Origin of the sequence: Actinomadura sp. NBRC 104425 (genome assembly GCF_030269545.1) — a bacterium.
In the GTDB taxonomy this organism is placed as follows: Bacteria; Actinomycetota; Actinomycetes; order Streptosporangiales; family Streptosporangiaceae; genus Spirillospora; species Spirillospora keratinilytica.
The window spans coordinates 58,413-83,219 of the sequence record NZ_BSTN01000026.1; the positions used below are offsets into that span (position 1 = coordinate 58,413).

Here is a 24,807-nt window from a genome sequence, read left to right on the forward strand (position 1 = left end):
AAAGCGTCGAGGTTCAGACGGCCGCCCGCGCGGCCAGGGACGCCGGCATGTCGATGCCCACGGTCTGCGCGAGCCACCCGAAGCTCCCCAGCCCGTCGGGGTCGATCAGCTCGGCGTCCTCGCCGGCCGCGCACAGGGCCGCGACGTACGCCCGGGGGGCGCTGCGCGCCATCTCCACAGGGGGACGCTCGCCGGTCAGGCCGAGGGCGCGCAGGGCTTCGCGCTGGGTGGTCAGCAACGAGGCGGTCGCCCCGGCCTCCTCCCCGGCCGTCGTGCACGCGTCCAGCGCCACGTGGGCCGTGATGTCGCACGAACCGTCGGGCACGGCGGGGACGGCCGCGCCGTCGCGGTAGCCGGTCAGCGTCCCGTAGACGGGACGGGACGCGCGGGTGTGGGAGTAGTCGACGGCCACGGCCAGGCCACGGCGCAGCCGTCCGATGACCGAGGCCCACGCGGTGCAGCGCGGATGGCCCACCTCCGCGCGGTCGCCGGGCTCGCGCAGCGGCCACCACCGCGCCAGCCAGCGGCGGTCCTCGGCGGACGGCTCCGGGCCGGGGCGCTCCTCGCCGGTGGCGGGGTCCACCAGCACGGTGCGCGGCCCGGCGGCGGTCTGCTCGACCACGTCGAGCGGCACGTTGTCCAGCCACTCGTTGGCGATGACCATGCCGGTGACGGCGTCCGGCAGGTCGTCGCGCCAGCAGATCCGGTCGGGCAGGCCGGGCGGGCGCGGCGCGATCTCCACGGCGGTGGGCGCCAGCCGCGCGCCGAGGCCGGGGTCGACGGCGTCGAGGATGCCCGCCAGCAGCCGGCCGGATCCGGCGCCCACGTCGACCAGGTCGACGCGGGGCGGATGGCCCAGCGCGGCGTCCACCTCGCCCAGCAGCCGGGCCATGGCCTCGGCGAACCGGGGCGAGGCGTGCACGGAGGTGCGGAAATGGTCCCCGGGGTTCTCCCCGCGCCGGTAGAACCCGTCCCGCCCGTACAGCGCCTGCTCCATCGCCGTGCGCCACGTCACCCACACCGCCGCCACACCTTGACGTTACCGGCTGGCGGCGCGCCGCGAGCGGAGGACGGCGGCCGCCGGACGCGCCCGCCGACGAGGTTCCTCCCCCAGGGGTAGGCGGGTCCGACCGCAGGCTGATCCCGGGTGACGTGCGCGTGCCTAGGGTGGACGGCATGGTCGGCGGAGCCTGGGATTGGGTGCGGCGCAAACGCCCCCTCGTGGACTGCTTCTTCGCCTCGCCGTTACTGCTGATGACGGTCCCCGGGATCTACGGCGGGAGGGGCGGCATCGGCCCCTGGGAGGGCGCGGCGCTGATCGCGGGGCTGCTCGGTCCGATGGCGCTGCGCCGCACGCTTCCGCGCACGACGTTCGCCGCGGTGGCGCTGGTGTCGTTCGTGCAGTGGGCGGCGGGCCTGAACGTCGTCCCGGCGAACGCCGCGGTGCTGATGGGGCTGTACACCGTCGCGGCGGGGCCGTCGTTCCGGTGGGGGCTGGCCGCGCTGGCCGTGACGGTGGTGGGCGCGGCGATGGCGGCGGCGCGGTACATCAGCGACGGCGACCAGTTCAGGTACGCCTTCCTGATGCTGGCGGGCATGGCGCTGGGGGTGTGGCTGCTGGGGCTGCACATGCGCACGCGCCGCCAGTACCTGCGGTCCCTGGAGGAGCGGGCCGAGCGGCTGGAACGCGAGCGCGAGACCGAGGTGCGGATCGCCATGGCCGCCGAGCGGGCCCGCATCGCGCGCGAGCTGCACGACGTGGTGGCGCACAACGTCAGCGTGATCGTCGTGCAGGCGGACGGCGCCTGGTACGCCATGGAGGGCGATCCGGCCCGGGCGCGGCGCGCGCTGGAGGCGATCTCGACGACGGGGCGGCAGGCGCTGACCGAGATGCGGCGGCTGCTGGGCGTGCTGCGCGAGGGCGGCGAGGCGGAGCCGTCCCAGGCGGCCGCGCCGGAGCCGCCCGAGGGCGCGTACGCGCCGCAGCCCGGAGTGGACCAGCTCGGCGACCTGGTGGAGAAGGTGCGCGCGGCCGGGCTGCCGGTGGAGTTCGACAGCGAGGGGACGCCACCGGAGATGTCGCAGGGGCGGGAGCTGACCGTCTTCCGGATCGTCCAGGAGGCGCTGACCAATACCCTCAAGCACGGCGGACCGCACGCCACCGCCCGGGTCCGGCTCCGCTACGGCGCCGATGCGCTGGAGATCGAGGTGACCGACGACGGGCGCGGCGCCGCGGCGGCCGACGACGGCCGCGGGCACGGCCTGGCCGGGATGCGCGAGCGCGTTGCGGTGTACGGGGGGCACGTGCGCGCCGGTCCGCGGCCGGGCGGCGGTTTCGAGGTGGTCGCGAAGATCCCGTTGCGCGAGGAGGTCAGGACGTGAGCGAGCCGCGGTGGGCCGACAGCGCGCCCGACGGCGAGCGGCCGGTGCGAGTGCTGCTGGTGGACGACCAGGAGCTGGTGCGGGCAGGCTTCACGATGGTGCTGGACGCCCAGCCCGACATCGAGGTCGTCGGGGAGGCCGGGGACGGCGCGCAGGCCCTGGAGCGGCTGCGGTCCACGCGCGCCGACGTGGTGCTCATGGACGTGCGGATGCCGCGCATGGACGGCATCGAGGCGACCCGTCGGATCGTGTCCGGCGCGTATCCGGGCCCGCCCAAGGTGATCATCCTGACCACGTTCGACCTCGACGAGTACGCGTTCGCCGCGATCAAGGCGGGGGCCGGGGGGTTCCTGCTCAAGGACGCCGGGCCGGCGCAGCTGGTCGAGGCGATCCGGGCGGTGCACTCGGGCGACGCGGTGGTGGCGCCCAGCACGACCCGGCGGCTGCTGGACCGGTTCGCCGTGCACCTGCCGGACGCCGAGCGCAAGGCGGTGGGGGCGCTGGACGCGCTGACCGAGCGCGAACGCGAGGTGCTGCTGCTGGTGGCGCGCGGGCTGTCCAACGCCGAGATCGCCGGGCGGCTGTACGTGTCGGAGGCGACCGTCAAGACGCATATGGGGCGGATCCTGACCAAACTGGGGCTGCGGGACCGGGTCCAGGCGGTGGTGTTCGCGTACGAGACGGGGCTGGTCAAAAGCGGGCAGAACACTCACGGTGAGTAATGAAACCATTGCGCTGAGGTGACTTTTTGTGCCCCAAGTTGCCGAACGCTTTTCATTACCGGTGAGTAGCTGAGTAACTATCGATGGTTACCTCACCGAGGTGACGCGCCATGCGAGTGGCGGGGCCCGTCCGGGCCCCGACAAATCGGGAGGATTCACGTGCTCAAGAAGCTCGCCGCCACCGGCGTCCTCGGCTTCGCCGTCTCCGGTGCCGCCCTGATGGCCGCGGCGCCCGCCAACGCCGACATCGTCACCAGCGGCGCCGGCGGGGTGCTCTCCGGCAACCAGATCCCCGTCACGGTCAACGTGCCGGTCAACGTCTGCGGCAACTCCACGCAGGTGATCAACGTCATCGGCTTCGCCGGCGCCAAGTGCAAGGGCGGCGCCGCGGTGGTCTACCCCCGGCGGCACGGCTACTGATCCGCCGCCACTGATCCGCCGCCGCTGATCGGCACGGCGCAGACCCGGGGGCGCCGCCGCTGATCGGCGCACGGCAGGCGATGAGAGCGCCGGAGACCGCGAACTGGTCTCCGGCGCTCTGTCGTGTGCGCGGTGGGCGTCAGGTCGGCTCGCCGGGGGACGGGGCCGTACGACTCAGGTCGTATGCGGCGCCGCGCGGTAGCCCAGGCGCCGACACCGATCGTGGCCGCGCGGTCGATGGCGAGGCGGCGCCGGATTCCTAGCGTGGAGCACGTTGTCCACGTCCACGAAGGAGCCAGCGTGACCAGCACGTTCACCAGCCCCGGCGAAGGGGCGGCCGCGTCCGCCGGGGCCGCCGCGCCGCCCGCCGTCACCGCCGTCGAGGTGTCCAAGGTGTACGGCAGCGGCGACGCCGCGGTGCACGCGCTGCGCGGGGTCAGCGTCGCGTTCGCCCGCGGCGCGTTCACCGCGATCATGGGCCCGTCCGGGTCCGGCAAGTCCACCCTCATGCACTGCCTGGCCGGGCTCGACACCGTCAGCGGCGGCCGGGTCATGCTCGGCGACACCCGGCTGACCGGCCTGAAGGACCGGCAGCTGACGCTGCTGCGCCGCGACCGCATCGGGTTCATCTTCCAGGCGTTCAACCTGCTGCCGACCCTCACCGCCGAGCAGAACATCCGGCTGCCCCTCGAACTGGCCGGACGCAAGGCCGACCAGGCGTGGTTCGACCGCGTCGTCGACGTGGTCGGCCTGCGCGACCGGCTCGGCCACCGGCCCAATCAGCTGTCGGGCGGCCAGCAGCAGCGGGTCGCGTGCGCCCGCGCCCTCGTCGCACGGCCCGAGGTGATCTTCGCGGACGAGCCCACCGGCAACCTGGACTCCCGCGCGGGCGCCGAGGTGCTCGGCTTCCTGCGGGCGTCGGTCCGGGAGATGGGGCAGACGATCGTGATGGTCACCCACGACCCGGTGGCCGCCTCATACGCCGACCGCGTGGTGTTCCTGCGCGACGGCGAGATCGTCTCGGAGCTCTTCCAGCCGACCCCCGACACCGTGCTCGACCGGCTCGCCCGCATCACCGGGGGCGCCGGGGAGCCGTCCGCCGGGAACGAGCAGAACCTGGCGGGCTGAGCGGTGCTGAAGATGACACTGGCGGGCCTGCGCGCCCGCAAGCTGCGGCTGCTGCTCACCGGCCTGGCCATCATGCTCGGCGTCGGGTTCATCGCCGGGACCTTCGTCCTCACCGACACCATGCAGGCGGGGGTGGACGAGAAGTTCGCCCGATCCGCCGACAAGGTCGACCTGGCGGTGCTGCCCGAGAAGGACGGCGGGCAGCTGCCCGCCGCGCTGCTGGACCGCGTCCGCGCCCTGTCGGGCGTGACCGACGCGCAGGGCACCGTGCGCGGCGACGCCGTGCTCATCGGCCGCGACGGCAGGGCCGTCGGCGACATGCCCACCGTCGGGATCTCGGTGCCGACCGGACGGCTGCTGCGCTACGCCATCGAACGCGGCAGGCCGCCCGCGGGCCCCACCGAGGCCGTGCTGGATACCGAGACCGCCGACCGGGAGAGGTTCACCGTCGGCCAGACGATCACCGTGCTGGACCACCGGCGGCGCCCGCACCGCTTCACCCTCGTCGGGCTGGCCGACTTCGGCATCGACCGGGAGGCGAGCTTGCGCGGCGCGGTCGGCTTCGACGCCGCCACCGCCATGCGCGTCACCGGCAAGCGGGTCTACCAGGAGATCGACATCGCGGGCACCGCCGACCGCGCCGCGGTCGCCGCCGTCGCGGGACCCGGCGCCGAGGTGCTGGACAGCGAGCAGTTGGGCGAGCGGCTCGCCGCCCTCGCCGGCGCCGACATGAAGCTCATCAGGGCCGGTCTGCTGCTCTTCGGGCTGGTGTCGATGCTGGTGTCGGCGCTGGTCATCTACAACACCTTCGCGATCCTCATCACCCAGCGGATGCGCGAGATGGCGCTACTGCGGTGCGTCGGCGCCACCCGGCGGCAGCTGTTCGGCGGCGTGCTCGCCGAGTCGGCGGTCGTCGGGCTCGTCGGTTCGCTGCTCGGCCTGGCCGTGGGGTTCGGCCTCGGCGCGGCAGCGGTGGCGCTGCTGGGCCGCACCGACCTGGACATCCCCGCCGACGGGCTGACGCTGGCGCCCCGGACGGTCGCCGTGGGCCTGCTGACCGGCGTGCTCGTGACGATGGCGTCCGCGGTGCTGCCCGCCCGCGCCGCCACCCGCGTCGCCCCCGTCGCCGCGCTGCGCACCGACCTCGAACCGGGCACGGAACGGTTCCGGATCGGCCTGCCGCGCCTGGCCGTCGGGGTGCTGTGCGGGGTGCCCGGCCTGGTCCTCCTCTGGTACGGCGCGGCGGTGATGGACAAGGGCGAGAGCGCAATGTTCACCGTGGCGGGCGGCGGCGCGCTGACGTTCGTCGCGGTGACCGCGCTGATGCCCGCCCTGGTGCGGCCGCTGGGACGGGTCGCGGGCGCGCTGCCCGCCCGCCTGGCCGGGGTGCCGGGACGGCTCGCCGTGGAGAACGCGCGGCGCTCCCCGCGGCGCACCGCCACCACGACGATCGCGCTGACCATCGGCGTCGGCCTGATGACGATGTTCACGGTGCTCGGCGCCAGCGTGGCCGCCACCGTCGACGAGCGGCTGGCCGAGGAGTTCCCCGTGGACTTCCAGCTGGTGCCCCAGTTCGGCGGCACCGACGAGCAGCGCATCCCGCACGAGGCGGCCGCCCGCCTGCGCGCGCTGCCGCAGATCGCCGCCGTCACCGAGATGCGCCAGCAGAAGGTGCGCGTCACCGGGGCCGCGGGCCGCGCCGAGGACGGGAGGGTCGGCGCGCTCACCACGGCCTCCCTCGGCACCGTCGTCAAGCCGGAGTTCACCAGCGGCGCGCTGGCGGACCTGCGGCCGGGCACGGTGGCGGTCACGACCACGACCGCGCGCTCCCAGGGGCTGCGGATCGGCTCGACCGTCCGGATGCAGACCGCGCGGGGCCCGCTGACGCTGAAGGTCATCGGCACGACCATCGACGGCCCGGTCCCGCCGTATCTGGTCACCGAGGCCGACTTCGACCGGTACTTCGGAGTCCGGGACGCGACGGCGCTGTACGTCAACGCGCGCGACGGCGCCGCCGGCGAGGGCGCGCGGGCCGCCGTGGAGGCCGCCCTCAAGCCGTATCCGACGGTGCGGGTGACCTCTGTCGCGGAGCTGAAGAAGCAGTACACCGACACCGTCGACACGATGGTGGTGATCTTCGCGGCGCTGCTGGGGCTGGCCATCCTCATCGCGCTGTTCGGCATCGCCAACACGCTGACGCTGTCGGTGGTCGAGCGCACCCGCGAGTCGGCGCTGCTGCGCGCGCTCGGCGTCACCCGGCGCCAGCTGCGCCGGATGCTGTCGGTGGAGGCGCTGGTCATGGCGCTGATCGGCGCGGTCACCGGGGTGGCGATCGGGGTCGCGTCCGGATGGGCGGTGGTCACCGCGATGACCGAGGACATCGTCGTCTCGCTGCCGTACCCGCGGATCGCGCTGTTCGTGGCGCTGGCGGCGGTCGCCGGAACGCTGGCGGCCGTGCTGCCCGCCCGCCGCGCCGCCAAGACGTCCGTCGTCGAGGCCCTCGCCCACGACTGACGCCCGGACCAGGAGGCCCGCCCCGCCGTCCGCCCATGGACGGCGGGGCACAGCCGTGTTCGCCCCGTGTCCCGCCTGCGGGGATCCGGTCCCCGGCATATCGTCGCGGGCATGTCGCCGAACCGGTGCGGCGCGCATCCGGCCCGGCGGGGGGAACGCGCCCGCCGCGCGGGTACTCTGGGTCGCGCACGTCCGGTACCTAGCCGAGGACTGGAACGAACCCATGGACTCACACGTCACGCCGTCTTCCGCCGCGCCCGGGAACGGGCCGGAAGGGTCCGGTGGGCGGCCCGAGGACCGTCCCGCCCGCCTGGCGGTCGGTGTTCTGGGAGCCGGCCGGGTCGGCAGCGCCCTGGGCGCCGCCCTCGCCCGCGCCGGGCACCGCGTCGTCGCCGCGGCGGCCGTGTCGGAGGCGTCCCGGCGGCGCGCCGAGGAACGCCTGCCCGGAGCCGCCGTCACCACCCCGCAGGAGACCGTGGCCGCCGCCGACCTGGTGCTGCTGACCGTCCCGGACGACGCGCTCCCCGAGCTGGCCGAGGGCCTGGCCGCCACCGGCGTCCCGATCGAGGGCAAGCTCCTGGCGCACACCAGCGGACGGTACGGCGCCGACGTCCTGGCGCCCCTCGCCCGCGCCGGGGGCCTGCCGCTGGCGCTGCACCCGGTGATGACCTTCACCGGACGGCCCGACGACCTCAACCGGCTGACCGGCATCTCCTTCGGCGTCACCGCGCCCGAGCCGCTGCGCCCCGTCGCCGAGGCGCTGGTGGTGGAGATGGGCGGCGAGCCGGTGTGGATCCCCGAGGAGCGCCGTCCGCTCTACCACGCCGCCCTCGCCGGCGGCGCCAACCATTTGGTCACGCTCGTGGTCGAGGCGATGGACCTGCTGCGCGCGGCGGGCGCGCCGGAGCCGGGCCGCATGCTCGGCCCGCTGCTGGGCGCCGCCCTGGACAACGGGCTGCGCCTGGGCATCGGCGGGCTCACCGGGCCGGTCGCCCGCGGCGACGCGGGCACGGTCGCCGCGCACGTCGCCGAGCTGGGCCGCATCTCGCCGCAGAGCCGCAGCGCCTATGTGGCGCTGGCCCGGCTCACCGCCGACCGCGCCCTGGCCGCCGGACTGCTCAAGGCCGAGGACGCCGAACGGCTGCTCGGGGTCCTGGCCGACTGACCGTCCCGGCCGATCGGATCTTCCCGGCGGCCGGCCGTCCGGGCGGATCGAAAAAGGAGGACCAGATGACCGGTGCCACCGGTGTCGATCAGGTGAAGGAGAGGGCGTGACTCCCGTCATCGCCAAGACGCGCGAGGAACTGGCCGCCGTGCGCGGCGGCGTGACCGGGCGGCTCGCGCTCGTCCCCACCATGGGGGCGCTGCACGAGGGGCACCGGTCGCTGATCCGCCGGGCCCGCGAGCTGGCCGACACGGTCGTGGTCAGCATCTTCGTCAACCCGCTGCAGTTCGGGCCGAACGAGGACTTCGACCGCTATCCGCGCACGTTCGCGGCCGACGTCGAGGCGTGCGCCGCCGAGGGCGTCGACATCGTCTTCGCGCCGACCCGCGAGGTCATGTACCCGACCGAGCCGCTGGTGCGGCTCGACTCCGGGCCGATGGGGGCCGTCGTGGAGGGCGTCACCCGGCCCGGCCACTTCGACGGGGTCCTGACGGTCGTGCTGAAGCTGTTCAACCTGGTGCGTCCCGATCTGGCGGTGTTCGGCGAGAAGGACGCCCAGCAGCTGGCGCTCATCCGCCGGATGGTGGCCGACCTGGACGTGCCGGTCGAGATCGTGGCCGGTCCGACCGTCCGGGAGAGCGACGGGCTGGCGCTGTCCAGCCGCAACCGCTACCTGTCGGAGGACGAGCGGCGCACGGCGCTGTCGCTGTCGCAGGCGCTGCGGGCGGGGGCGGACGCCGCCGCCGGCGGGCCGTCCGCCGTGCGGCAGGCCGCCCGCGCCGTGCTGGACAAGGCCGCCGCGGCCGACCCCCCGCTCGCGCTCGACTACCTGGTCCTGGTCGATCCGGCCACGTTCACCGAGGTCGACGACGCCCACACCGGTCCGGCCGTGCTCGCCGTGGCGGGCCGGGTCGGCGCCACCCATCTGATCGACAACGTGCCCCTGCGGTTCGGCAAGGAGTCCTGATGTTCCGGACGATGTTCAAGTCGAAGATCCACCGTGCCACCGTGACCCAGGCCGACCTGCACTACGTCGGCTCGCTCACCGTCGACCAGGACCTGATGGACGCCGCCGACCTGCTGCCCGGCGAGCAGGTGCAGGTCGTCGACATCGACAACGGCGCCCGCCTGGAGACCTATCTGATCCCCGGGGAGCGCGGCTCGGGCGTGATCGGGATCAACGGCGCGGCGGCCCGGCTCGTGCAGCCCGGCGACCTGGTCATCATCATCAGCTACGCGGCCATGACCGACGAGGAGGCCCGGTCGTTCCAGCCCTCGGTCGTGCACGTCGACCGCGACAACAAGATCATCTCGCTGGGGGGCGACCCGGCCGAGCCCGTCCCCGGCAGCACGCAGACCCGCGGCGACCTCGTCCACGGCTGATCGCCGACGACCGATTGTCATACCCGGGCGTTCGGGGCGGATCGGATTAATGTCACAATGACGAGAACCGATCCCAGAGGAGGGGGCATGATCCCTCGGCTGCTCGCCGCCCCGGCGCCCGGATGGACGGCCGACACCGACGTGGTGGTGATCGGGTCCGGTATCGCCGGGCTGGTCACCGCGCTGCGCTGCCGTCCGCACGGGCGGGTCCTGCTGGTCACCAAGGCGCTGCTGGACGCCGGCTCGACGCGCTGGGCGCAGGGCGGTATCGCCGCCGCGCTGGCGGCCGACGACGACCCCGGCGAGCACCTGGCCGACACCCTCGCCGCGGGCGTCGGACTGTGCGACGAGGAGGCGGTGCGCGTCCTGGTCACCGAGGGGCCGGACGCGGTGCGGCGGCTGATCGACCTGGGCGCCCAGTTCGACCGCGCCGCCGACGGGAGCATCGCGCTGACCAGGGAGGGCGGCCACCGCAGGCGCCGCATCGCGCACGCCGGCGGCGACGCCACCGGCGCGGAGATCAGCCGGGCGCTGCGGGCCGCGCTCAAGGACGCCGACATCGAGGTGGTCGAGCACGCCCTCGTCCTCGACCTGCTCAAGGACGCGGCCGGCCGCGCCGCCGGCGTCACCCTGCACGTCATGGGGGAGGGGCAGCCCGGCGGGGTCGGCGCGGTGCGGGCGCGGGCCGTGGTGCTCGCCACCGGCGGGCTCGGCCAGGTGTTTTCGGCCACCACAAATCCCGACGTGTCCACGGGCGACGGGGTGGCGCTGGCGCTGCGCGCCGGAGCCGAGGTCACCGACCTGGAGTTCGTCCAGTTCCACCCGACCGTGCTGTGGCTGGGCGACGGCGCGCGCGGGCAGCAGCCGCTGGTCTCCGAAGCCGTGCGCGGCGAGGGTGCCCACCTCGTCGACGCGTCCGGCACCCGGTTCATGGTCGGCCGGCACGAGCTGGCCGAACTCGCCCCCCGCGACGTCGTGGCGAAGGGCATCATGATCAGGATGAGGGAGACCGGGGCGCCGCACATGCTGCTGGACGGGCGGCATCTGGGCGCGCGCCTGTGGGAACGGCGCTTCCCCACCATCCTGGCCGCCTGCCGGGACCGCGGCATCGACCCGGTGACCGAGCCGATACCGGTGGTTCCGGCCGCCCACTATGCGAGCGGAGGTGTGCGCACGGACCTTTTCGGACGCACCTCCATCCCCGGTCTGTACGCCTGCGGAGAGGTCGCCTGCACCGGCGTGCACGGCGCCAACCGGCTGGCCTCCAACTCGCTGCTGGAGGGCCTGGTCTTCGCCGAGCGCATCGCCGCGGCACTGCCCGACGACCTCGGCCCGGCCGCCGGAGAGCCCGAACCGCCGCAGGGCGCGCAGGGCCTCGTCCACCCGGACGCGTGCACCGAGATCCAGCGGATCATGACCGCCTACGCCGGGGTGCTCCGTGACGCCGACGGCCTCGCCGCCGCGGTCCGCGAACTCGACCGCCTCGCCGCAACGGCACCGGCCGGCGCCGCCGAACCGGGCGTGGCGGCGTGGGAGGCGACGAACCTGCTCACCGTCGCGTCCGCGATCGTCGCCGCGGCCGGCCGGCGCACCGAGACGCGCGGCAGCCACTGGCGCGAGGACCACCCCGACCGCGACGACGACGCCTGGCGCGGTCACCTCGTCACCCGTCTCGCCGGCGGGGGGCTCACCACCACCTACGAAGGGATGGCGATCCGATGACGCCGGAACTGGAGACCCGGCTGTGCGACGCCGGGCTCGATCCACAGGCTGTGGAAAACCTCGTGCGGACCGCGCTGGCCGAGGACGGGGACGCCGACGTCACCAGCGAACCCGTCTTCGCCCCGCACGACACCGCCTCCGGGGACTTCACCGCCCGCGAGGACGGCGTGGTCGCCGGCATCCCCGTGGCCGAGGTCGTCCTCGAACTGCTCGGCGTGACCTGTCGGGCCAGGGCCGCCGACGGCGACCGGGTGACCGCCGGGCAGGTGCTGCTGTCCGCGCACGGCCCCACCAGGGCGCTGCTGCGCGCCGAACGGACCGCCCTCAACCTGCTGTGCCACCTGTCCGGCATCGCCACCGCCACGCGCGCGTGGGCGGACGCGGTGGCCGGCACCAAGGCCAGGGTCCGCGACACCCGCAAGACCCTGCCCGGACTGCGCGCCCTGCAGAAGTACGCGGTGCGCTGCGGCGGCGGCGTCAACCACCGGATGGGCCTGCACGACTCCGCGCTGATCAAGGACAACCACATCGCCGCCGCGGGCTCGATCACCAAGGCGTACCGGGCGATCCGCGACGTCTACCCGTCCCTGCACATCCAGGTGGAGTGCGACACCCTCGCCCAGGTGCGCGAGGCGCTGGCGGCGGGCGCCACCTCGATCCTGCTCGACAACATGAGCACCGCCGACATGGCCGAGGCGGTCCGCCTGGTGGACGGCCGCGCCGAGCTGGAGGCCAGCGGCGGGCTCACTGCGGACCGGGCCCGAGATGTCGCCGTGACCGGTGTGGACTACCTTTCCGTTGGTGCGCTGACCCACTCGGCGCGCGTGTTCGACATCGGCCTTGACTTCACCTGACCAGCGGGGACCTGATGCTGCTCACCATCGACGTCGGCAACACCCACACCGTGCTCGGCCTGTTCGAGGGCACGGAGGTGATCGAGCACTGGAGGATCAACACCGATCCGCGGCGCACCGCCGACGAGATCGCCGTGGTCCTGCAGGGCCTGGTCCAGCAGAGCCCGCTGCTGGTGGAGACCGACATCAGCGGCATCGCCCTGTGCTCGACGGTCCCGTCCGTGCTGCACGAGATGCGGGAGATGTGCCGCCGCTACTACGGCGACGTGCCCGCCGTGATCGTGGAGCCGGGGGTGAAGACCGGGGTGCCGGTCCGGATGGACAACCCCAAGGAGGTCGGCGCCGACCGGATCGTCAACGCGCTGGCCGCCGTGCACACCCACGGCGGCCCGGCGATCGTGGTCGACTTCGGCACCGCCACCACGTTCGACGCGGTGTCGGCCAAGGGCGAGTACGTGGGCGGCGCCATCGCCCCCGGCATCGAGATCTCCATCGACGCGCTGTCGGTGCGCGGCGCCCAGCTGCACAAGATCGAGCTGGTCCGGCCGCGCAACGTGATCGCCAAGAACACCGTGGAGGCCCTGCAGTCGGGCATCATCTTCGGCTTCGCCGGGCAGGTGGACGGGCTCGTGGAGCGCATGGCCGAGGAGCTGGCCGCCGACCCGGCCGAGGTCACGGTCATCGCGACGGGCGGCCTGGCCCCGCTGGTGCTGGAGGAGGCCCGCTGCATCGACGTCTACGAGCCGTGGCTCACCCTCATCGGCCTGCGCCTGATCTACGAACGCAACACCGCGTGACGCCGCTGCGGGCCGCCGGTCGCCCGGCGGGGCCGGCCGGCTCGCGAAGGCCGAGCGGTGCGCAAGCCGCTCACGTGGATCGATAGCCTTGAGCCCGTGAGTGACGCGACCTACGACGAGCTTCCGGAGCAGATGCGGGTGCGCCGGGAGAAGCTGGACCGGCTCCGCGAGAACGGCATCGACCCGTACCCGGTCGGCTTCCCGCGCACCGCGACCATCGGCGAGATCCGGGCGAAATACCCCGATCTCGAGCCGGGCACCGAGACCGGCGAGAAGGTCGGCGTCGCCGGGCGCGTCATGCTCATCCGCAACACCGGCAAGCTGTGCTTCGCCACCATCCGCGACGGCTCCGGCGACCTGCAGATCATGCTGTCGCTGGCCAACGTGGGGCAGGAGCAGCTCGACTTCTGGAAGCGCGAGGTCGACCTCGGCGACCATGTCGGCGTGGAGGGCGAGGTCATCACCTCCCGCCGCGGCGAGCTGTCGGTCATGGCCGACCGGTTCCAGATCACCGCCAAGTGCCTGCGGCCGCTGCCGGAGAAGCACGTCGGCCTCACCGACCCCGAGGCCCGGGTGCGGCTGCGCTACGTCGACCTGATCGTCAACGACGAGGCGCGCCGGATGGCCCGGCTGCGCAGCGACACGGTGCGGGCGGCGCGCGACTTCTGGCACGAGGAGGGGTACCTCGAAGTCGAGACCCCGATGCTGCAGCCGATCCACGGCGGTGCGGCGGCCCGGCCGTTCGTGACGCACATCAACGCCTACGGCATGGACCTCTACCTGCGGATCGCGATCGAGCTGTACCTCAAGCGGCTCGTCGTCGGCGGCATCGAGAAGGTCTTCGAGATCAACCGCAACTTCCGCAACGAGGGCGCGGACTCCACGCACAACCCCGAGTTCACGATGCTGGAGGCGTACGGCACCTACCTCGACTACAACGACATGGCCGACCTCACCCAGCGCCTCTACCAGCGCTGCGTCGAGGCCGCGCTGGGCACGACGGTGGTGGTTCGCGACGGCCAGGAGATCGACCTCGGTCTCCCCGAGTGGCCGCGGATCACACTGTACGGGGCGGTGTCGCAGGCGCTCGGCGAGGAGGTCACCCCGCACACGCCGCTGGAGCAGGTGCGCAAGTACGCCGACGCGCGCGGCATCTCCTGGGACCCCAAGTGGGGGCAGGGCAAGCTCGTCCAGGAGATCTTCGAGGAACTGGTCGAGCACACGCTCGTCCAGCCGACGTTCGTCATGGACTACCCGCTGGAGACCTCGCCGCTCACCCGGCAGCACCGCCAGGAGCCGCTGCTCACCGAGAAGTGGGACCTCATCGGGTTCGGCACCGAGCTGGGCACCGCCTACTCGGAGCTGATCGACCCGGTCGAGCAGCGGCGCCGGCTCACCGAGCAGTCGCTGCTGGCGGCCGGCGGCGACCCGGAGGCCATGCAGCTGGACGAGGACTTCCTGCGCGCCCTGGAGTACGCGATGCCGCCCACCGGCGGCGTCGGCGTCGGCATCGACCGGATGATCATGGCGTTCACCGGCAAGAACATCCGCGAGACGATCCTGTTCCCGTTGGTCAAGCCCGAGTGACGCGCCCGGTGGCGGCCGGGCGCGCAGTCTCGCCGCCGTCCGGCCGCTACGCGGATTCGCGCACGACCAGCTCGGGCGTCAGCACGATCTGGCGGTGCTCGTGCCGGGGCTCTTCGGCGGCCTCGGTGAGGGCCAGCTCGGCGGCCGCCCGGCCCAGCTCGTGCCGGGGTTGGCGGACCGTGGTCAGCGGGACGGCCGCGGTGGCCGCCAGCTCGATGTCGTCGTAGCCGATCACGGCAACGTCCTCGGGCACCCGCACGCCCTGCCGCACCAGCTCGTTCACCAGCCCGACGGCCAGCAGGTCGTTGGCGCAGAACACGCCGGTCGGCACCTGGTCCAGCGCGAGCAGGCGGCGCGCCGCGGCCGCGCCCTCCGTCGGCGTCAGCGACGCCTGCGCCAGCGTGACCGCGGGTTCGCGCCCCGCCTGGGCGAGGGCGTGCGCGGCGCCGTCCAGCCGCTCCTGACAGGGCTGCGGATGCGCGGCGCCGGTCACGAACGCCAGCCGTTCGCGGCCCAGGCCGAGCAGGTGCGCGGCGGCGACGGCCCCGCCCGCGACGTGATCGACCCGCACCGAGCACACGCCGGGTCCGGTGTGGTCGAGCAGCACCACGGCCATGCCCGCCGCGCGCAGCCGCACGATGCCGAACGGGCCCAGCCCCACCGGCGTGATCAGCACTCCCGCGGCGTGCTGCTGCTCCAACAACTCCAGGCAGCGGCGCTCCTTGTCGGCGGAGTGGTCGTTGGTCAGCCACAGCGCGTCGTGGCCCGCCGCGTTGAGGGCCTGCTCGGCGCCGCGGGCCACGTCGGTGGCGTACGGATTGGTCAGGTCCTCGACGACCACGCCGAAGGGGCGCGGGCGCGCCCCGGGCGGATCGCCGTCCGCGCGCCGCCCGCCCTGGCGCAGCCGCCGGGCGGACTCGTTGCGTACGAAGCCGAGCTCCTCGATGGCCGCGCGGACGCGGTCGCGGGTGGCTTCGGCCACGAGGTCTGGCCGGTTTAGGACATTCGAAACGGTCCCAACTGAGACCCCGGCGCGCCTCGCGACTTCCCGGATACTGCTTGGAGGCAAGACTCTCCTCGTCGACCCCGGACTGGTTTTCGCAGGTTATCGAGTTGTCCGCACCGAACCCCCGCGAACCCGGTCGCGGACCGTAGTAACAAGAGCACACAACGTGCCCAATCCGCGCTTGACGGGCCGGATCCGGCCGCCTAGCGTTCCGAGCCGAAGCGTGCCTTGAAACGATTCACGATCATCGCCCCCGATGGTATGGGCGAATCGGACGAGGAGGGATGGGTTGACGTGATCGGCGATCGGGACCCGTCCCGGATACGGCGTGCTCCGCCGAGGCCCGCCACATCATCGTGCGCGCGCCCGAGGCGCCGAGGCGCATCCGCGTCCGGTCGGCCCAACGAGTGAATCGTTGCCCGGGGTTCCCGTTCGGCGCCGAGCAATCGGCCCATCGGCCACCTCCGGCCAAGCGCGTTAGACGGCAAGGCCCACCGATGATCTCGGTCCGGCTCCCCGCCCCGGACCCGGCAACCCGACGCGTACAGATCGAGGCCCGCCCGTGCCTGTGCAGCGGACGGCTGCATCCCCGCGGTCATCACCACGGACGAGGGAGGACGGAGTGGAACAGGCCACCATCGCACGTCGTGGCACCGACGATATGCGCCTCAGCGAAGAGGAGATCAAGCTCCTCGCGCAGATCGCCAGCGGTGTCACCGCGGACGTGGCGGCACGAAAGCTGGAACTGAGCGCCCGGACCCTGCGCCGCCGGCTGCGGACCATCTGCGACCGGCTGGAGGTCAACACGCCCATCGAGGCCGTGGTCTGGGCGGCCCGGCGCCAGCTCATCTAGGGGAGGGCGCCTCCGCCCCCGCCCCCCGGCGGGCGGCGGCGCGAAACAACCCGACCGAGCATCGGGGACCACCGTCCGGCCCCGCGCGGCGACGTCTGCGGCCCCTCGGGTGCACCCCCGCGGGGAGGCGTCGCCGCGGACGTGGTCCGACGCCATGTCCGACGCCATGTCCGACGGCATGGCCCGACGCGGCGCGTCCGCGTACCCGTGCGCGCCGACCGCCTCCGGCGGCGCAGACCGGTCACGCGGCGCAGGCCGGTCAACCCGAGGCGGCATGGGCCGTACCCGCCGGCGGCCTCAGGCGACCCGGACCGCGCCCGCGAACGGGCGGCCCGCCATCGGCGCGATCTTCACCACGTCGCCGGTTTGCGGCGCGTGCAGCATCTTGCCGTTGCCGACGTACAGCCCCACGTGGTGCAGGTCGGAGTAGAAGAACACCAGGTCGCCGGGCTGCAGCTGGTCGCGGGAGATGTGCGTGCCGGCGTTCCACTGGCTTCCGGTGTAGTGCGGCAGGCTGATGCCCACCTGCCGGTAGGCCCACATCACCAGGCCGGAGCAGTCGAAGGCGTTCGGCCCCTCCGCGCCCCACACATACGGCTTACCGATCTTGGTCATCGCGTACCGCAGCGCCTGGGCGGCCTTCCCGGTGCCCACCACGGGCAGCTTGGTCAGCTGGGTGGGGTCGCGCTTGACCAGCTTGCCGCGGACCTTCTCATAGGTCGCGGTGACCTTCTTGCGCTGGTCCTGCAGCTGGGTGCGCAGCTGCTCGACTTGCTTGGCGCGCTCCTCGGCGGACTTGCGGGCCCGCTCGGCCGCCTGCATGGCCTGCATCAGGCCCTGCACCTTGGTGCCGTCCTGGGTGGCGAAGTAGTGCAGCGTGGCGGCCTGGTCCAGCATCGCCTGCGGGTTCTGCGAGGCCAGGAACGAGACCGTCGGGTCGGCGCCGCCCTGCATGTAGCTGGTGGCCGCCAGGGTGCCGACCTTGGCGCGCTCCTCCTCCAGCGCCTTCTGCTGGCGCTTGGCGTTGTCGCCCGCCACCTTGGCGGCGCGCTGCGACTGCTTCAGCTTGACGCGCAGCCCGTTGTACTGCTCGGTGAGCTGCTCCAACTGGTCGGCGAGCTTGGTCGCCTGCTCGCGCAGCTCCTTGGTGGACGGCTCGGGGTCGGCCAGCGCGGTGGGGGCGGGCGCGGCCACGACGAGGGAGACGGCGGCGAGCGCACCGGCCGCCGCGGCGGCCCTGCGGCCCGGGCGGGCGGCGGCGCATGCGGCGGCCGCCTGCACGGCGCGCAGCGGGCGTGAAGGGAATGCGGGGCGCGAGGGCTCCAAGAACTCTCCTCTCCTCGTCCGCCTACCGGGTGAGCTGACGGGCTCGGGCCGGAGCCTTGCCCTACCGCGGACGTGCGGAGCGTCCGCACCGTGCGGATCGAAGCCCAGTCGGCATGGCTCTGGAGTGGTCCCGGAACCGTCCGATCGAGGGTTCCCGGTTCCTGCGGGGCGCCGGCTGCGGCCCGCGGGACTCGGCGGTTCGGCCGCCCGGTCACGGTCGTCCGATCACGGCGGGCCGATGTCAGCGCAGGAGACTAACGGAGCGCTCGTCGCCTGCCAACCAGAACATGCGAAATCGCAGGTGGCCCAGAAGTGCTCAGAGGCAACTCACGTGCTCGCGGGCTTGTGCGACCACTTCGCTGTGCGCTATTTCACTAACCGTCCAGTTGTGGATAGCGGCCGGCGGCGGACGATGCCGTCGGCGTCTTTCGGGGCATCTGCGCCGTCTGCGGCGCCCAGTCGGCCGCCGTGCGTGATGGACCGGCCACGGGAGAGCGCCCGCGGTCCGATAATGTCGCTTGTTTGTGGAAGTCGTGATCAGGCGTGCCCGTACCGCCGACGTGCGGCACATCCGGCGGCTCATCGACGCCTACGCCGGCCCGGGGCCGCGGATGCTCGCCAGGTCCACGGTGACGCTCTATGAGGACGTTCAAGAGTTCTGGGTGGCCGAGGACGTGCAGGCCGCCGCGCCGGGGGACGAGCGACGCCCACAGGGGCGCGGGGGGCGCGTCGTGGGCTGCGGGGCCCTCCACGTCATGTGGGAGGACCTGGCCGAGGTGCGCTCGGTGGCCGTGGACAAGGAGTACGCGGGGCACGGCATAGGGCATCGGATTGTCGACCGGCTTCTGGAAACCGCGCGGGAACTGGGAGTGGCGAGGGTGTTCTGCCTTACCTTCGAGGTGGACTTCTTCGCACGGCACGGCTTCGAGCCGATCCTCGGAACCCCGGTGTCGCGCGAGGTGTACGAAGAGCTTCTCCGTTCCTACGACGAAGGCGTGGCAGAGTTCCTGGACCTCGACCGGGTCAAGCCGAATACGTTGGGGAATACCCGGATGTTGCTTCGCCTGGAGGACTGACCGATGAGCGACTCCCCCCACCGCGGACGGCCCTATCCGCGGCAGCCCCCGGGTCCGCCCTACCACGGCGGACCGTCCTACCAGCAGGGCTCCCAGTGGCAGCAGCCGCAGCAGCACGGCTCCCTGTGGCAGGGCGGGGCGGCCCCGCAGCAGCAATGGCAGCAGCCGCCCGCCCCGGGATACGGCGGCGGCTACGACTACGGCTACGACGCGGCCGCCGACCTTCCCCTGGCGCCGATCCTCCGCAGGGCCGGGGCGCGCATCATCGACAACGCTCTGGTGGCCGTTTTCGGATTCGCGCTCATCGTCCCCATCAGCGTCGGCATCATCGGCCTGGACACCTCCGGGAGCAAGGCCGGTAGCGAGGGCGGCATCTGGAACTGGCCCATCATCTTCACCCTTTTCGCGGTACTGGCGGTGCTGCCCTTCCTCTACGAGGCGATCCAGCTCGCCATGTGGGGGCGGACGCTGGGCAAGCGCGTCCTGCGCCTGGGGGTCGTCCAGGCCCGGCCCGCGGGAGAGCCGCTGACGACGACGCAGGCCGTGTGGCGCGCGGGCGTCATGCACCTCGGCTACCAGCTCGGCGTCTTCTTCTTCCTCGTGCTCGCCGTGATGGTGTGGGACTACTTCGCCTACGGCATGCTGCTGGTCTGGATCGGCACCGTCATGGCCTACCTGTGGGCCATCTGGGACCAACCGCTGCGCCAGTCCCTGCACGACCGCTTCTCGGGCACGCTCGTCATCGACGAGCGCGGGGACTACACCGAGTACTCCGACCAGGCGGGCGGCGACGCCGACCGGACGGTCGCATACCCGGACCGCACGGTGGAGTACCCCGGCCACCCGGGCTACGGGGGGTAGCCCGCCGTGGCGGCGTCCCCTCCCGCATCCGGCGCCGACCCCCTTCCCCCGGCCGAGGGGGAGGGCGCTCCGGAACTCGCCGAACCGGGGCAGCGGCTGGTCGCGCGCATCGTCGACACGCTCGTGGTGGGCCTTCCCGTGGTCATGGTGCTCCGGGAAGGCTTCCCCGACCTCAGCATCGAGAGGGTCGCGCCGCCGCTCGTGGCCGGGCTGCTGCTCGTCTACGAGTGGATCCAGCTCACGCTGTGGGGGCGCACCGTGGGCAAGCGCGTCGCGGGCATCGAGGTCGTCCGTGAGGACCCGGGCCGCCCCGCCGTGGACAGGAGGCGTCCGGACGTGCTCCGTTCGCTGGTGCGGGCCGCGACGTACTGCCTGCCCATCGCGCTGCGTCCCGTCCCGGTGTTCGGGGCTGTGGCGGGGCTGTTCTGGGTGGCGAACGCCGCGGCGATCTATGAGACGCGGCTGGAGCAGTCCGCCCGCCGCAGGGCCCTGCACGACCGTTTCGCGGGGACGGTCGTGGTCAGGCGGCCCGCCGCCGTCGCGGCGGCGGACGCCCAGGACAGCTGACCGCTTCGCCGGTTAGCGCCGTACTTCCGGCTTGTTCGCCTATGCCCGTCTTATGGCCTCATGGAAGGCGGGGCCGGTACGGCTATAGGGCGCTTAGCGGCCTTGGTCCGATGCACCGGTCCAAGTGCTCACCCTTACATGGACCCATGACCCATACGGGCGTCCGGTCCCTAACGGCCCCGCTTCCCCGGCGCGGTCAAGTCCTACTCCGCGCCTTACGCCGTCGGCCCTTCCGGGCGGCGCCTCTTGCACCAGACGCCTCTTACAACGGCGCCCCTTCCATGCCCAGAGCCCTCGCCGATGGCCTTATGACGACGGCCTAACGGTGATGGGCGGGCCCATACGGCCCTGGGAGCTATGAGAACCGCGCGGGATCGGCCATGGGGTGTCCATGAGGGGCGTATTGTCGGCGGGGTCGCGCAGAGAGGACAGAACGCGCCGCCCGGGTCTCTGTGCGTCGTACACAAGATGGGAGCCCGGAACGCGCGGGGGCGCGCTCACAGGACGCGCACATCGAGTGCGCCGAGTGTCGCCTTCCGGGCCGCCTGGGACCGGCGGCCTGCGTCAAGGGCGAGGACAAAGGGTAAAGACTTGCATACGGCTCAACGCGCGATCGGATCCCGGACGCCTCGGCGATTACAGAGCGTGATCGATATGGGCGGGGCGGCGGTACCGGGCCTGCCTCCCGGGCGGCCGGTGCCGTATGCTCCGGTCGCGTGCCGAGGTGTAGGCGCACGGCGACGTGGCGCAGGCGGAGACCCGTAACGATGTACGTTCCCCGGGTGAAGCGCCCGGCGGTGTGACGGGATTGCTTGCTTATCCGCTGTTATCGACGTGGTGTGGTGGCGGTCGACCGGCGGTCGGGCGCCGGAAGTCGGCGCCGCCGCCCCGGCGTCGGCAAAGGATTTCGCGGCGGAGCTCCCGGCCGGAATCTATCGACACGGCCGGCCCCGAGAGGCGTCAACGCCGATGTCACAGGGGGTGCGGCCGCCGCGGCATTCCCGCACCGGTGCGGTTAGTGCCGTTACGTCGGGGTTAATGGGGGTCGTGGGGGGTGCCGCCGCCCGCCCCGTTAAGGTGGGCCGGAGCCTCATTTCCGCAGGCGCGGCGGGCGGTCCGAAAGCCGCAGGCCCGGAAACCTCGGCCAATGCAAGATCGTCCGGGCCGCCCGGGCGGCGTGATCTCGGTCACGCCGAAATCGTGATCCGGCTCCAGGGGTCGGACAATTCCGCCACCCCCGGACCTCCCGCGGGCCCGGCCGGCGCTGCGGCTAAGGCCCCCTCCACCCGGTTTCGGCCCTGGCGATTACTAAGAGTTACCGTTGGGCAAGCGTACTTCATCGCGAGTGTTGAATTGTCATCGGCAAGCATCGCGGTATATGTTTGTCAACCGAATGCAGTTTGCTCCAGCTGAAAGGTCTGTCTCCATGGCACAGAAGGTTCAGGTGCTTCTCGTCGACGACCTCGACGGTGGCGAGGCGGACGAGACCGTGCAGTTCTCGATCGATGGCGCCTCGTACGAGATCGATCTCAGTAGCGCCAACGCTAAGAAGCTCCGGGATTCCCTGCAGCCGTTCGTCGAGAAGTCCCGCAAGGCGGGCGGTGTCCGCCGGGGCGGCCGTCGGCAGCGCGGCGCGTCGAGCCGCGAGCGCAGCGCCGAGATCCGCGCGTGGGCCAAGCGCAATGGCATCAAGGTCAATGAGCGCGGCCGCATCCCGCAGAATGTGATCGAGCAGTACGAGGCGGCCAACTGAGCCAGTCCGTCCGTCCGGGCGGGCCACCCTGCTCGGTGAGCTTCGCTCGCCTCCACCGGTGGCCCGTCCTTGGTTTCCTCCGGGGGAGCGACCCACGGGAGCCCACCGCTGCGGCACGCCCGCCGCGGCAGGCGCCGGGCGACGAACCCACCCGGTGAGTCGGCGTCCGCCTGCACCGCCGGTCCGCGTACCTCCGAAGGCCCGGGGCCTCAGCCCCCGCCGCGGCTCACGTGAGTCGCTCCCCGCAGCAGACACGGGCCTGCCAGGCAACGCCCACCTTTCCCGACGGCCTGTGCTCGCTTCCTTCCAGAGAGCCTCTGAAACCCAGACACGACTCGCGCCGGATACTCCCCGCAGGGGTGCAGAGACCGGTCCGGTCAGTTAGCGTTCCCCGTCCCGAAGAGTGCGGTCGGGACACCCGACAGTGCCCGCACAGAGCGCTCGTTGCGCAGACGCGCGAACGACGCCCGTCAATGGGCACCCCGCCGCCGTGTGCTCCCAGGGCCTGGATGTCGCTCGCGTCGACGGCTGACGCAGAAGGCGCGTCGAGGCGGCACTTGTTGAACGTCCGATGCAATAGGCGTGAGGTGGAACGCCTTCGTTGATTTGTCGCTTCGGTTCCTTGATGGGTGCTCCAGGCCCGACTGTCAGGTCTTCTAGGGGCACTTGGGTACCTCTAAGAGGGGTCGTTGCGCAGACGTGCGGGCGGTCCTCATCGTGGGGCGCCCCGCCACCCTAAGGCGTACTGAGCTTTTCGTTGGTCGTGTGGTGTTGGAGGGTGGATTTCCAGTCCGGTGTGGGCCAGGCAGGCTCCAGCCCAGACGGGCGGTCAGCAGCCGCCACACCGAGGCCCGCGACAGCCGCACCCCGCACACGCGCTCGACCACCTGCCCCACCCGCTCCAAGGTCCACAGGTCGGCCTCGAAGCCGTGGGCCCGGGCGCCCTGCTCCAACGCGGCACGCACCTGCTCGACCCGGGCGTCATCGAGCTTGGCCGGTGCGGCCGGTGGCCGGGCGGCGCCGCAGCGCCGCCACCCCACCCGCCTGGATGCGCCGCTTCCAGCGCCGCACGCTCTCAGCCGACACGCCCCGGCATCCGGGCGACCTCGGCCTGGGCACGGCCCTGCTCGAGCAGTTCGGCCGCACGCATCCGCCGCGCCTCGGCCAACTGCGGCCGGGTCAACGGCGGGACGACCTCTTCCTGGTTGTCAGACTCAGCGTTGGGGGGCATGCCGCGATACTGACAAACCCCACCTCTCCACACCCACAGAACTAACGAAAAGCTCAGTAGGCGTGGATGTTGCGTGTGTCGGTGGCTGACGCGGAAGGTGTGCCGGGGCGACCACTGTTGAACGCCCGATGCGCAAGGTGTGGGTGTGCGCCTTCGGTGATGTCCGGTTCTTTGGTGGGCGTCCCAGGCCGAGCTGTGGCTTTGTGAGGTGCTGGTCAGAGGCCGCGATGGCGGGTGTGTTGGTGCCCGCCTTCGGGAGGCTCTCTGGGGCGCTTGTTCTTCCCCGTAGAGGGTGTTGGCTGCGCAGACGTGTGGGCGGTCTCGTTGCCAAGGAGCCGGCCGCGTGTGGTCTGGTCGCCGCCCAAGGCCTACATGTTGTTCGCGTCGAAGGCTGACGCGGAAGGTGTGCCGGGGCTCTGTCGAATGCGCGACCGTACGTGCCTTCGCTGGATGTGTCGCGTCGGTTTCTTGGTGGGTGCCTCAGGCCTGAGTTGAGGCTCGTGCGGGGTGCTGGTCGCGGGTGCGGTGCCCGTCTTCGTGGGGTTGTCTGGGGTGCCCCGTAGAGGGTGGTCGTTGTGCAGACGTGCGGGCGGTCGGCGTTGTGGGAGACCGGCCGTCGGGCGCGGTCCCGGCCGGGCCCTCGATGTGACCCGAGGTCGGGTGTGCTTGCGTCGGTGGCTGACGCGCGGGTGTGGGGGAGCGTTGGCCTCCGCGGAGTTTGATCGGGGGGCATGGCGGTGAGCCGTGGAGGGCGGCCGTTGCGTAGATGTGAAGCCGTCCTCGTCCTGTGTTTTTGCTGGGGTCCTGGTCCGCCGAGACGGCATTGCTGGGGCGATGGGGTGCGGAGAGAGGTGTGGGTGTGTTCGTGAGATGCGTTCCTTTCGGGGGTGTTAGGCGTTTGGGGGATGGGGGGCTCTGGGGCTCTGGGGTGGCGCGGTGCGACGAACTTTACGGTGGCGTAGCGGGTGGTCCTGCTTGACGAACTTCGCTTGCGTCTGCGTTTCTGTCTCTGGCGTCTCGCAGAGTGACGACTCGGATGCGCTTTGTCGGGCGTTCGCGGGTGGGTGATTGCGCTTGGTGACGTGCGGTCGCCTTCGCTGCGGAATCAGCGCATTCGGCGCGTCTCTGGGACGGCCGCGGCGACCTGCGAAAAGGCCCCGTTCGCTTGAGGCGTAGCGGGAACATCGCGCACTGTCGCGGTAGTTGGATGAGGATGAACAGCGCTTAGCTGGGGAACGTCTCCTGGTGGGACTGCACCGGGCGGCCTCCTCGGGGCGGGCTAGCATGCGGAAGGACAGGTCCGGACATTCTGGACGCTGCCCAACCGCTCTGTGAGGAGCGACGAGATGTTCGAGAGGTTCACCGACCGCGCGCGGCGGGTTGTCGTCCTGGCTCAGGAGGAGGCCAGGATGCTCAACCACAACTACATCGGCACCGAGCACATACTGCTGGGCCTGATC

At 72.4% G+C, this 24,807-nt stretch carries 23 protein-coding genes; 18 read left to right on the forward strand and 5 right to left on the reverse strand.

What is annotated here, in order from left to right; translation table 11 throughout:
- Nucleotides 1-13: 13 nt before the first annotated feature.
- Nucleotides 14-1,030 (reverse strand): SAM-dependent methyltransferase, encoded by a 1,017-nt coding sequence (locus QSK22_RS27590; protein WP_285497321.1) that lies wholly within the window; start codon nt 1,028-1,030, stop codon nt 14-16.
- 146 nt (nt 1,031-1,176) lie between these two features.
- On the opposite strand from QSK22_RS27590, the gene QSK22_RS27595 reads away from it, so the two are divergent.
- From QSK22_RS27595 to lysX, 12 genes are all read left to right on the forward strand, one after another.
- Nucleotides 1,177-2,382 (forward strand): sensor histidine kinase, encoded by a 1,206-nt coding sequence (locus QSK22_RS27595; protein ID WP_285497322.1) that lies wholly within the window; start codon nt 1,177-1,179, stop codon nt 2,380-2,382.
- The gene (locus QSK22_RS27600) at nt 2,379-3,104 is read left to right on the forward strand and encodes a response regulator (protein WP_285497323.1); all 726 of its coding nucleotides are present in this window, start codon (nt 2,379-2,381) and stop codon (nt 3,102-3,104) included. Before QSK22_RS27595 ends, QSK22_RS27600 begins: the two co-directional genes overlap by 4 nt.
- Nucleotides 3,105-3,263: 159 nt before the next feature.
- Nucleotides 3,264-3,524: a chaplin family protein gene (locus QSK22_RS27605; protein ID WP_285497324.1), complete on the forward strand. Its 261-nt coding sequence runs from the start codon at nt 3,264-3,266 to the stop codon at nt 3,522-3,524.
- A 300-nt stretch (nt 3,525-3,824) separates the two neighbouring features.
- Nucleotides 3,825-4,652 carry an ABC transporter ATP-binding protein gene (locus QSK22_RS27610; RefSeq protein ID WP_502872379.1) on the forward strand — a complete coding sequence of 276 codons (828 nt, stop codon included), beginning with the start codon at nt 3,825-3,827 and terminating at the stop codon, nt 4,650-4,652.
- Between the two features lie 12 nt (nt 4,653-4,664).
- Complete coding sequence (locus QSK22_RS27615; protein WP_285497325.1) at nt 4,665-7,166, forward strand: ABC transporter permease; 2,502 nt, start codon at nt 4,665-4,667, stop codon at nt 7,164-7,166.
- Between the two features lie 223 nt (nt 7,167-7,389).
- A complete protein-coding gene (locus tag QSK22_RS27620; protein WP_285497326.1) occupies nt 7,390-8,331 on the forward strand; it encodes a Rossmann-like and DUF2520 domain-containing protein in 942 nt (313 codons plus the stop codon).
- Between the two features lie 106 nt (nt 8,332-8,437).
- The gene (gene panC, locus QSK22_RS27625) at nt 8,438-9,298 is read left to right on the forward strand and encodes a pantoate--beta-alanine ligase (protein ID WP_285497327.1); all 861 of its coding nucleotides are present in this window, start codon (nt 8,438-8,440) and stop codon (nt 9,296-9,298) included.
- Nucleotides 9,298-9,714 carry an aspartate 1-decarboxylase gene (panD, locus tag QSK22_RS27630; protein WP_285497328.1) on the forward strand — a complete coding sequence of 139 codons (417 nt, stop codon included), beginning with the start codon at nt 9,298-9,300 and terminating at the stop codon, nt 9,712-9,714. Before panC ends, panD begins: the two co-directional genes overlap by 1 nt.
- 87 nt (nt 9,715-9,801) lie before the next feature.
- Complete coding sequence (locus QSK22_RS27635) at nt 9,802-11,436, forward strand: L-aspartate oxidase (protein ID WP_502872380.1); 1,635 nt, start codon at nt 9,802-9,804, stop codon at nt 11,434-11,436.
- Nucleotides 11,433-12,290 carry a carboxylating nicotinate-nucleotide diphosphorylase gene (nadC, locus tag QSK22_RS34095; RefSeq protein ID WP_502872381.1) on the forward strand — a complete coding sequence of 286 codons (858 nt, stop codon included), beginning with the start codon at nt 11,433-11,435 and terminating at the stop codon, nt 12,288-12,290. Before QSK22_RS27635 ends, nadC begins: the two co-directional genes overlap by 4 nt.
- A 14-nt stretch (nt 12,291-12,304) precedes the next feature.
- Complete coding sequence (locus tag QSK22_RS27640) at nt 12,305-13,087, forward strand: type III pantothenate kinase (protein ID WP_285497329.1); 783 nt, start codon at nt 12,305-12,307, stop codon at nt 13,085-13,087.
- Nucleotides 13,088-13,183: 96 nt separating this feature from the next.
- Nucleotides 13,184-14,674, forward strand: coding sequence for a bifunctional lysylphosphatidylglycerol synthetase/lysine--tRNA ligase LysX (gene lysX, locus QSK22_RS27645; protein WP_285497330.1), 1,491 nt, complete (start codon nt 13,184-13,186; stop codon nt 14,672-14,674).
- Nucleotides 14,675-14,720: 46 nt separating this feature from the next.
- Here lysX and QSK22_RS27650 read toward each other — a convergent pair whose 3' ends face one another.
- Nucleotides 14,721-15,743 (reverse strand): LacI family DNA-binding transcriptional regulator, encoded by a 1,023-nt coding sequence (locus tag QSK22_RS27650; protein WP_285497331.1) that lies wholly within the window; start codon nt 15,741-15,743, stop codon nt 14,721-14,723.
- Between the two features lie 559 nt (nt 15,744-16,302).
- On the opposite strand from QSK22_RS27650, the gene QSK22_RS27655 reads away from it, so the two are divergent.
- Nucleotides 16,303-16,533 (forward strand): LuxR C-terminal-related transcriptional regulator, encoded by a 231-nt coding sequence (locus tag QSK22_RS27655; RefSeq protein WP_285497332.1) that lies wholly within the window; start codon nt 16,303-16,305, stop codon nt 16,531-16,533.
- A 297-nt stretch (nt 16,534-16,830) separates the two neighbouring features.
- Here the strand turns inward: QSK22_RS27655 and QSK22_RS27660 are convergent, their stop codons facing one another.
- Nucleotides 16,831-17,859 carry an NlpC/P60 family protein gene (locus QSK22_RS27660; protein ID WP_285497333.1) on the reverse strand — a complete coding sequence of 343 codons (1,029 nt, stop codon included), beginning with the start codon at nt 17,857-17,859 and terminating at the stop codon, nt 16,831-16,833.
- Between the two features lie 524 nt (nt 17,860-18,383).
- On the opposite strand from QSK22_RS27660, the gene QSK22_RS27665 reads away from it, so the two are divergent.
- From QSK22_RS27665 to QSK22_RS27680, 4 genes are all read left to right on the forward strand, one after another.
- Nucleotides 18,384-18,935, forward strand: a complete 552-nt coding sequence (locus tag QSK22_RS27665; RefSeq protein WP_502872382.1) for an amino-acid N-acetyltransferase — start codon at nt 18,384-18,386, stop codon at nt 18,933-18,935.
- 3 nt (nt 18,936-18,938) lie between these two features.
- The gene (locus QSK22_RS27670) at nt 18,939-19,796 is read left to right on the forward strand and encodes an RDD family protein (protein WP_285497335.1); all 858 of its coding nucleotides are present in this window, start codon (nt 18,939-18,941) and stop codon (nt 19,794-19,796) included.
- A gap of 6 nt (nt 19,797-19,802) precedes the next feature.
- Complete coding sequence (locus QSK22_RS27675; RefSeq protein WP_285497336.1) at nt 19,803-20,363, forward strand: RDD family protein; 561 nt, start codon at nt 19,803-19,805, stop codon at nt 20,361-20,363.
- 1,426 nt (nt 20,364-21,789) lie between these two features.
- The gene (locus QSK22_RS27680) at nt 21,790-22,116 is read left to right on the forward strand and encodes a histone-like nucleoid-structuring protein Lsr2 (RefSeq protein ID WP_285497337.1); all 327 of its coding nucleotides are present in this window, start codon (nt 21,790-21,792) and stop codon (nt 22,114-22,116) included.
- 656 nt (nt 22,117-22,772) lie between these two features.
- Here QSK22_RS27680 and QSK22_RS33865 read toward each other — a convergent pair.
- Complete coding sequence (locus QSK22_RS33865) at nt 22,773-23,156, reverse strand: winged helix-turn-helix domain-containing protein (protein ID WP_352231492.1); 384 nt, start codon at nt 23,154-23,156, stop codon at nt 22,773-22,775.
- 35 nt (nt 23,157-23,191) lie between these two features.
- Nucleotides 23,192-23,347, reverse strand: a complete 156-nt coding sequence (locus tag QSK22_RS27685) for a hypothetical protein (protein WP_285497338.1) — start codon at nt 23,345-23,347, stop codon at nt 23,192-23,194.
- 1,346 nt (nt 23,348-24,693) lie between these two features.
- On the opposite strand from QSK22_RS27685, the gene QSK22_RS33870 reads away from it, so the two are divergent.
- Nucleotides 24,694-24,807, forward strand: a 114-nt coding sequence (locus tag QSK22_RS33870; protein WP_018793523.1) for a Clp protease N-terminal domain-containing protein, incomplete at its 3' end; no start/stop codon positions are given.

Excerpts from the sequence above, each read along its gene's own strand:
- QSK22_RS27595 (WP_285497322.1), top strand. The coding sequence starts at position 1,177 with ATGGTCGGCGGAGCCTGGGATTGGGTGCGGCGCAAACGCCCCCTCGTG.
- QSK22_RS27615 (WP_285497325.1), top strand. The coding sequence starts at position 4,665 with ATGACACTGGCGGGCCTGCGCGCCCGCAAGCTGCGGCTGCTGCTCACC.
- QSK22_RS27620 (WP_285497326.1), top strand. The coding sequence starts at position 7,390 with ATGGACTCACACGTCACGCCGTCTTCCGCCGCGCCCGGGAACGGGCCG.
- panD (WP_285497328.1), top strand. The coding sequence starts at position 9,298 with ATGTTCCGGACGATGTTCAAGTCGAAGATCCACCGTGCCACCGTGACC.
- QSK22_RS27635 (WP_502872380.1), top strand. The coding sequence starts at position 9,802 with ATGATCCCTCGGCTGCTCGCCGCCCCGGCGCCCGGATGGACGGCCGAC.
- nadC (WP_502872381.1), top strand. The coding sequence starts at position 11,433 with ATGACGCCGGAACTGGAGACCCGGCTGTGCGACGCCGGGCTCGATCCA.
- QSK22_RS27640 (WP_285497329.1), top strand. The coding sequence starts at position 12,305 with ATGCTGCTCACCATCGACGTCGGCAACACCCACACCGTGCTCGGCCTG.
- QSK22_RS27670 (WP_285497335.1), top strand. The coding sequence starts at position 18,939 with ATGAGCGACTCCCCCCACCGCGGACGGCCCTATCCGCGGCAGCCCCCG.
- QSK22_RS27680 (WP_285497337.1), top strand. The coding sequence starts at position 21,790 with ATGGCACAGAAGGTTCAGGTGCTTCTCGTCGACGACCTCGACGGTGGC.
- QSK22_RS27685 (WP_285497338.1), bottom strand. The coding sequence starts at position 23,347 with ATGCCCCCCAACGCTGAGTCTGACAACCAGGAAGAGGTCGTCCCGCCG.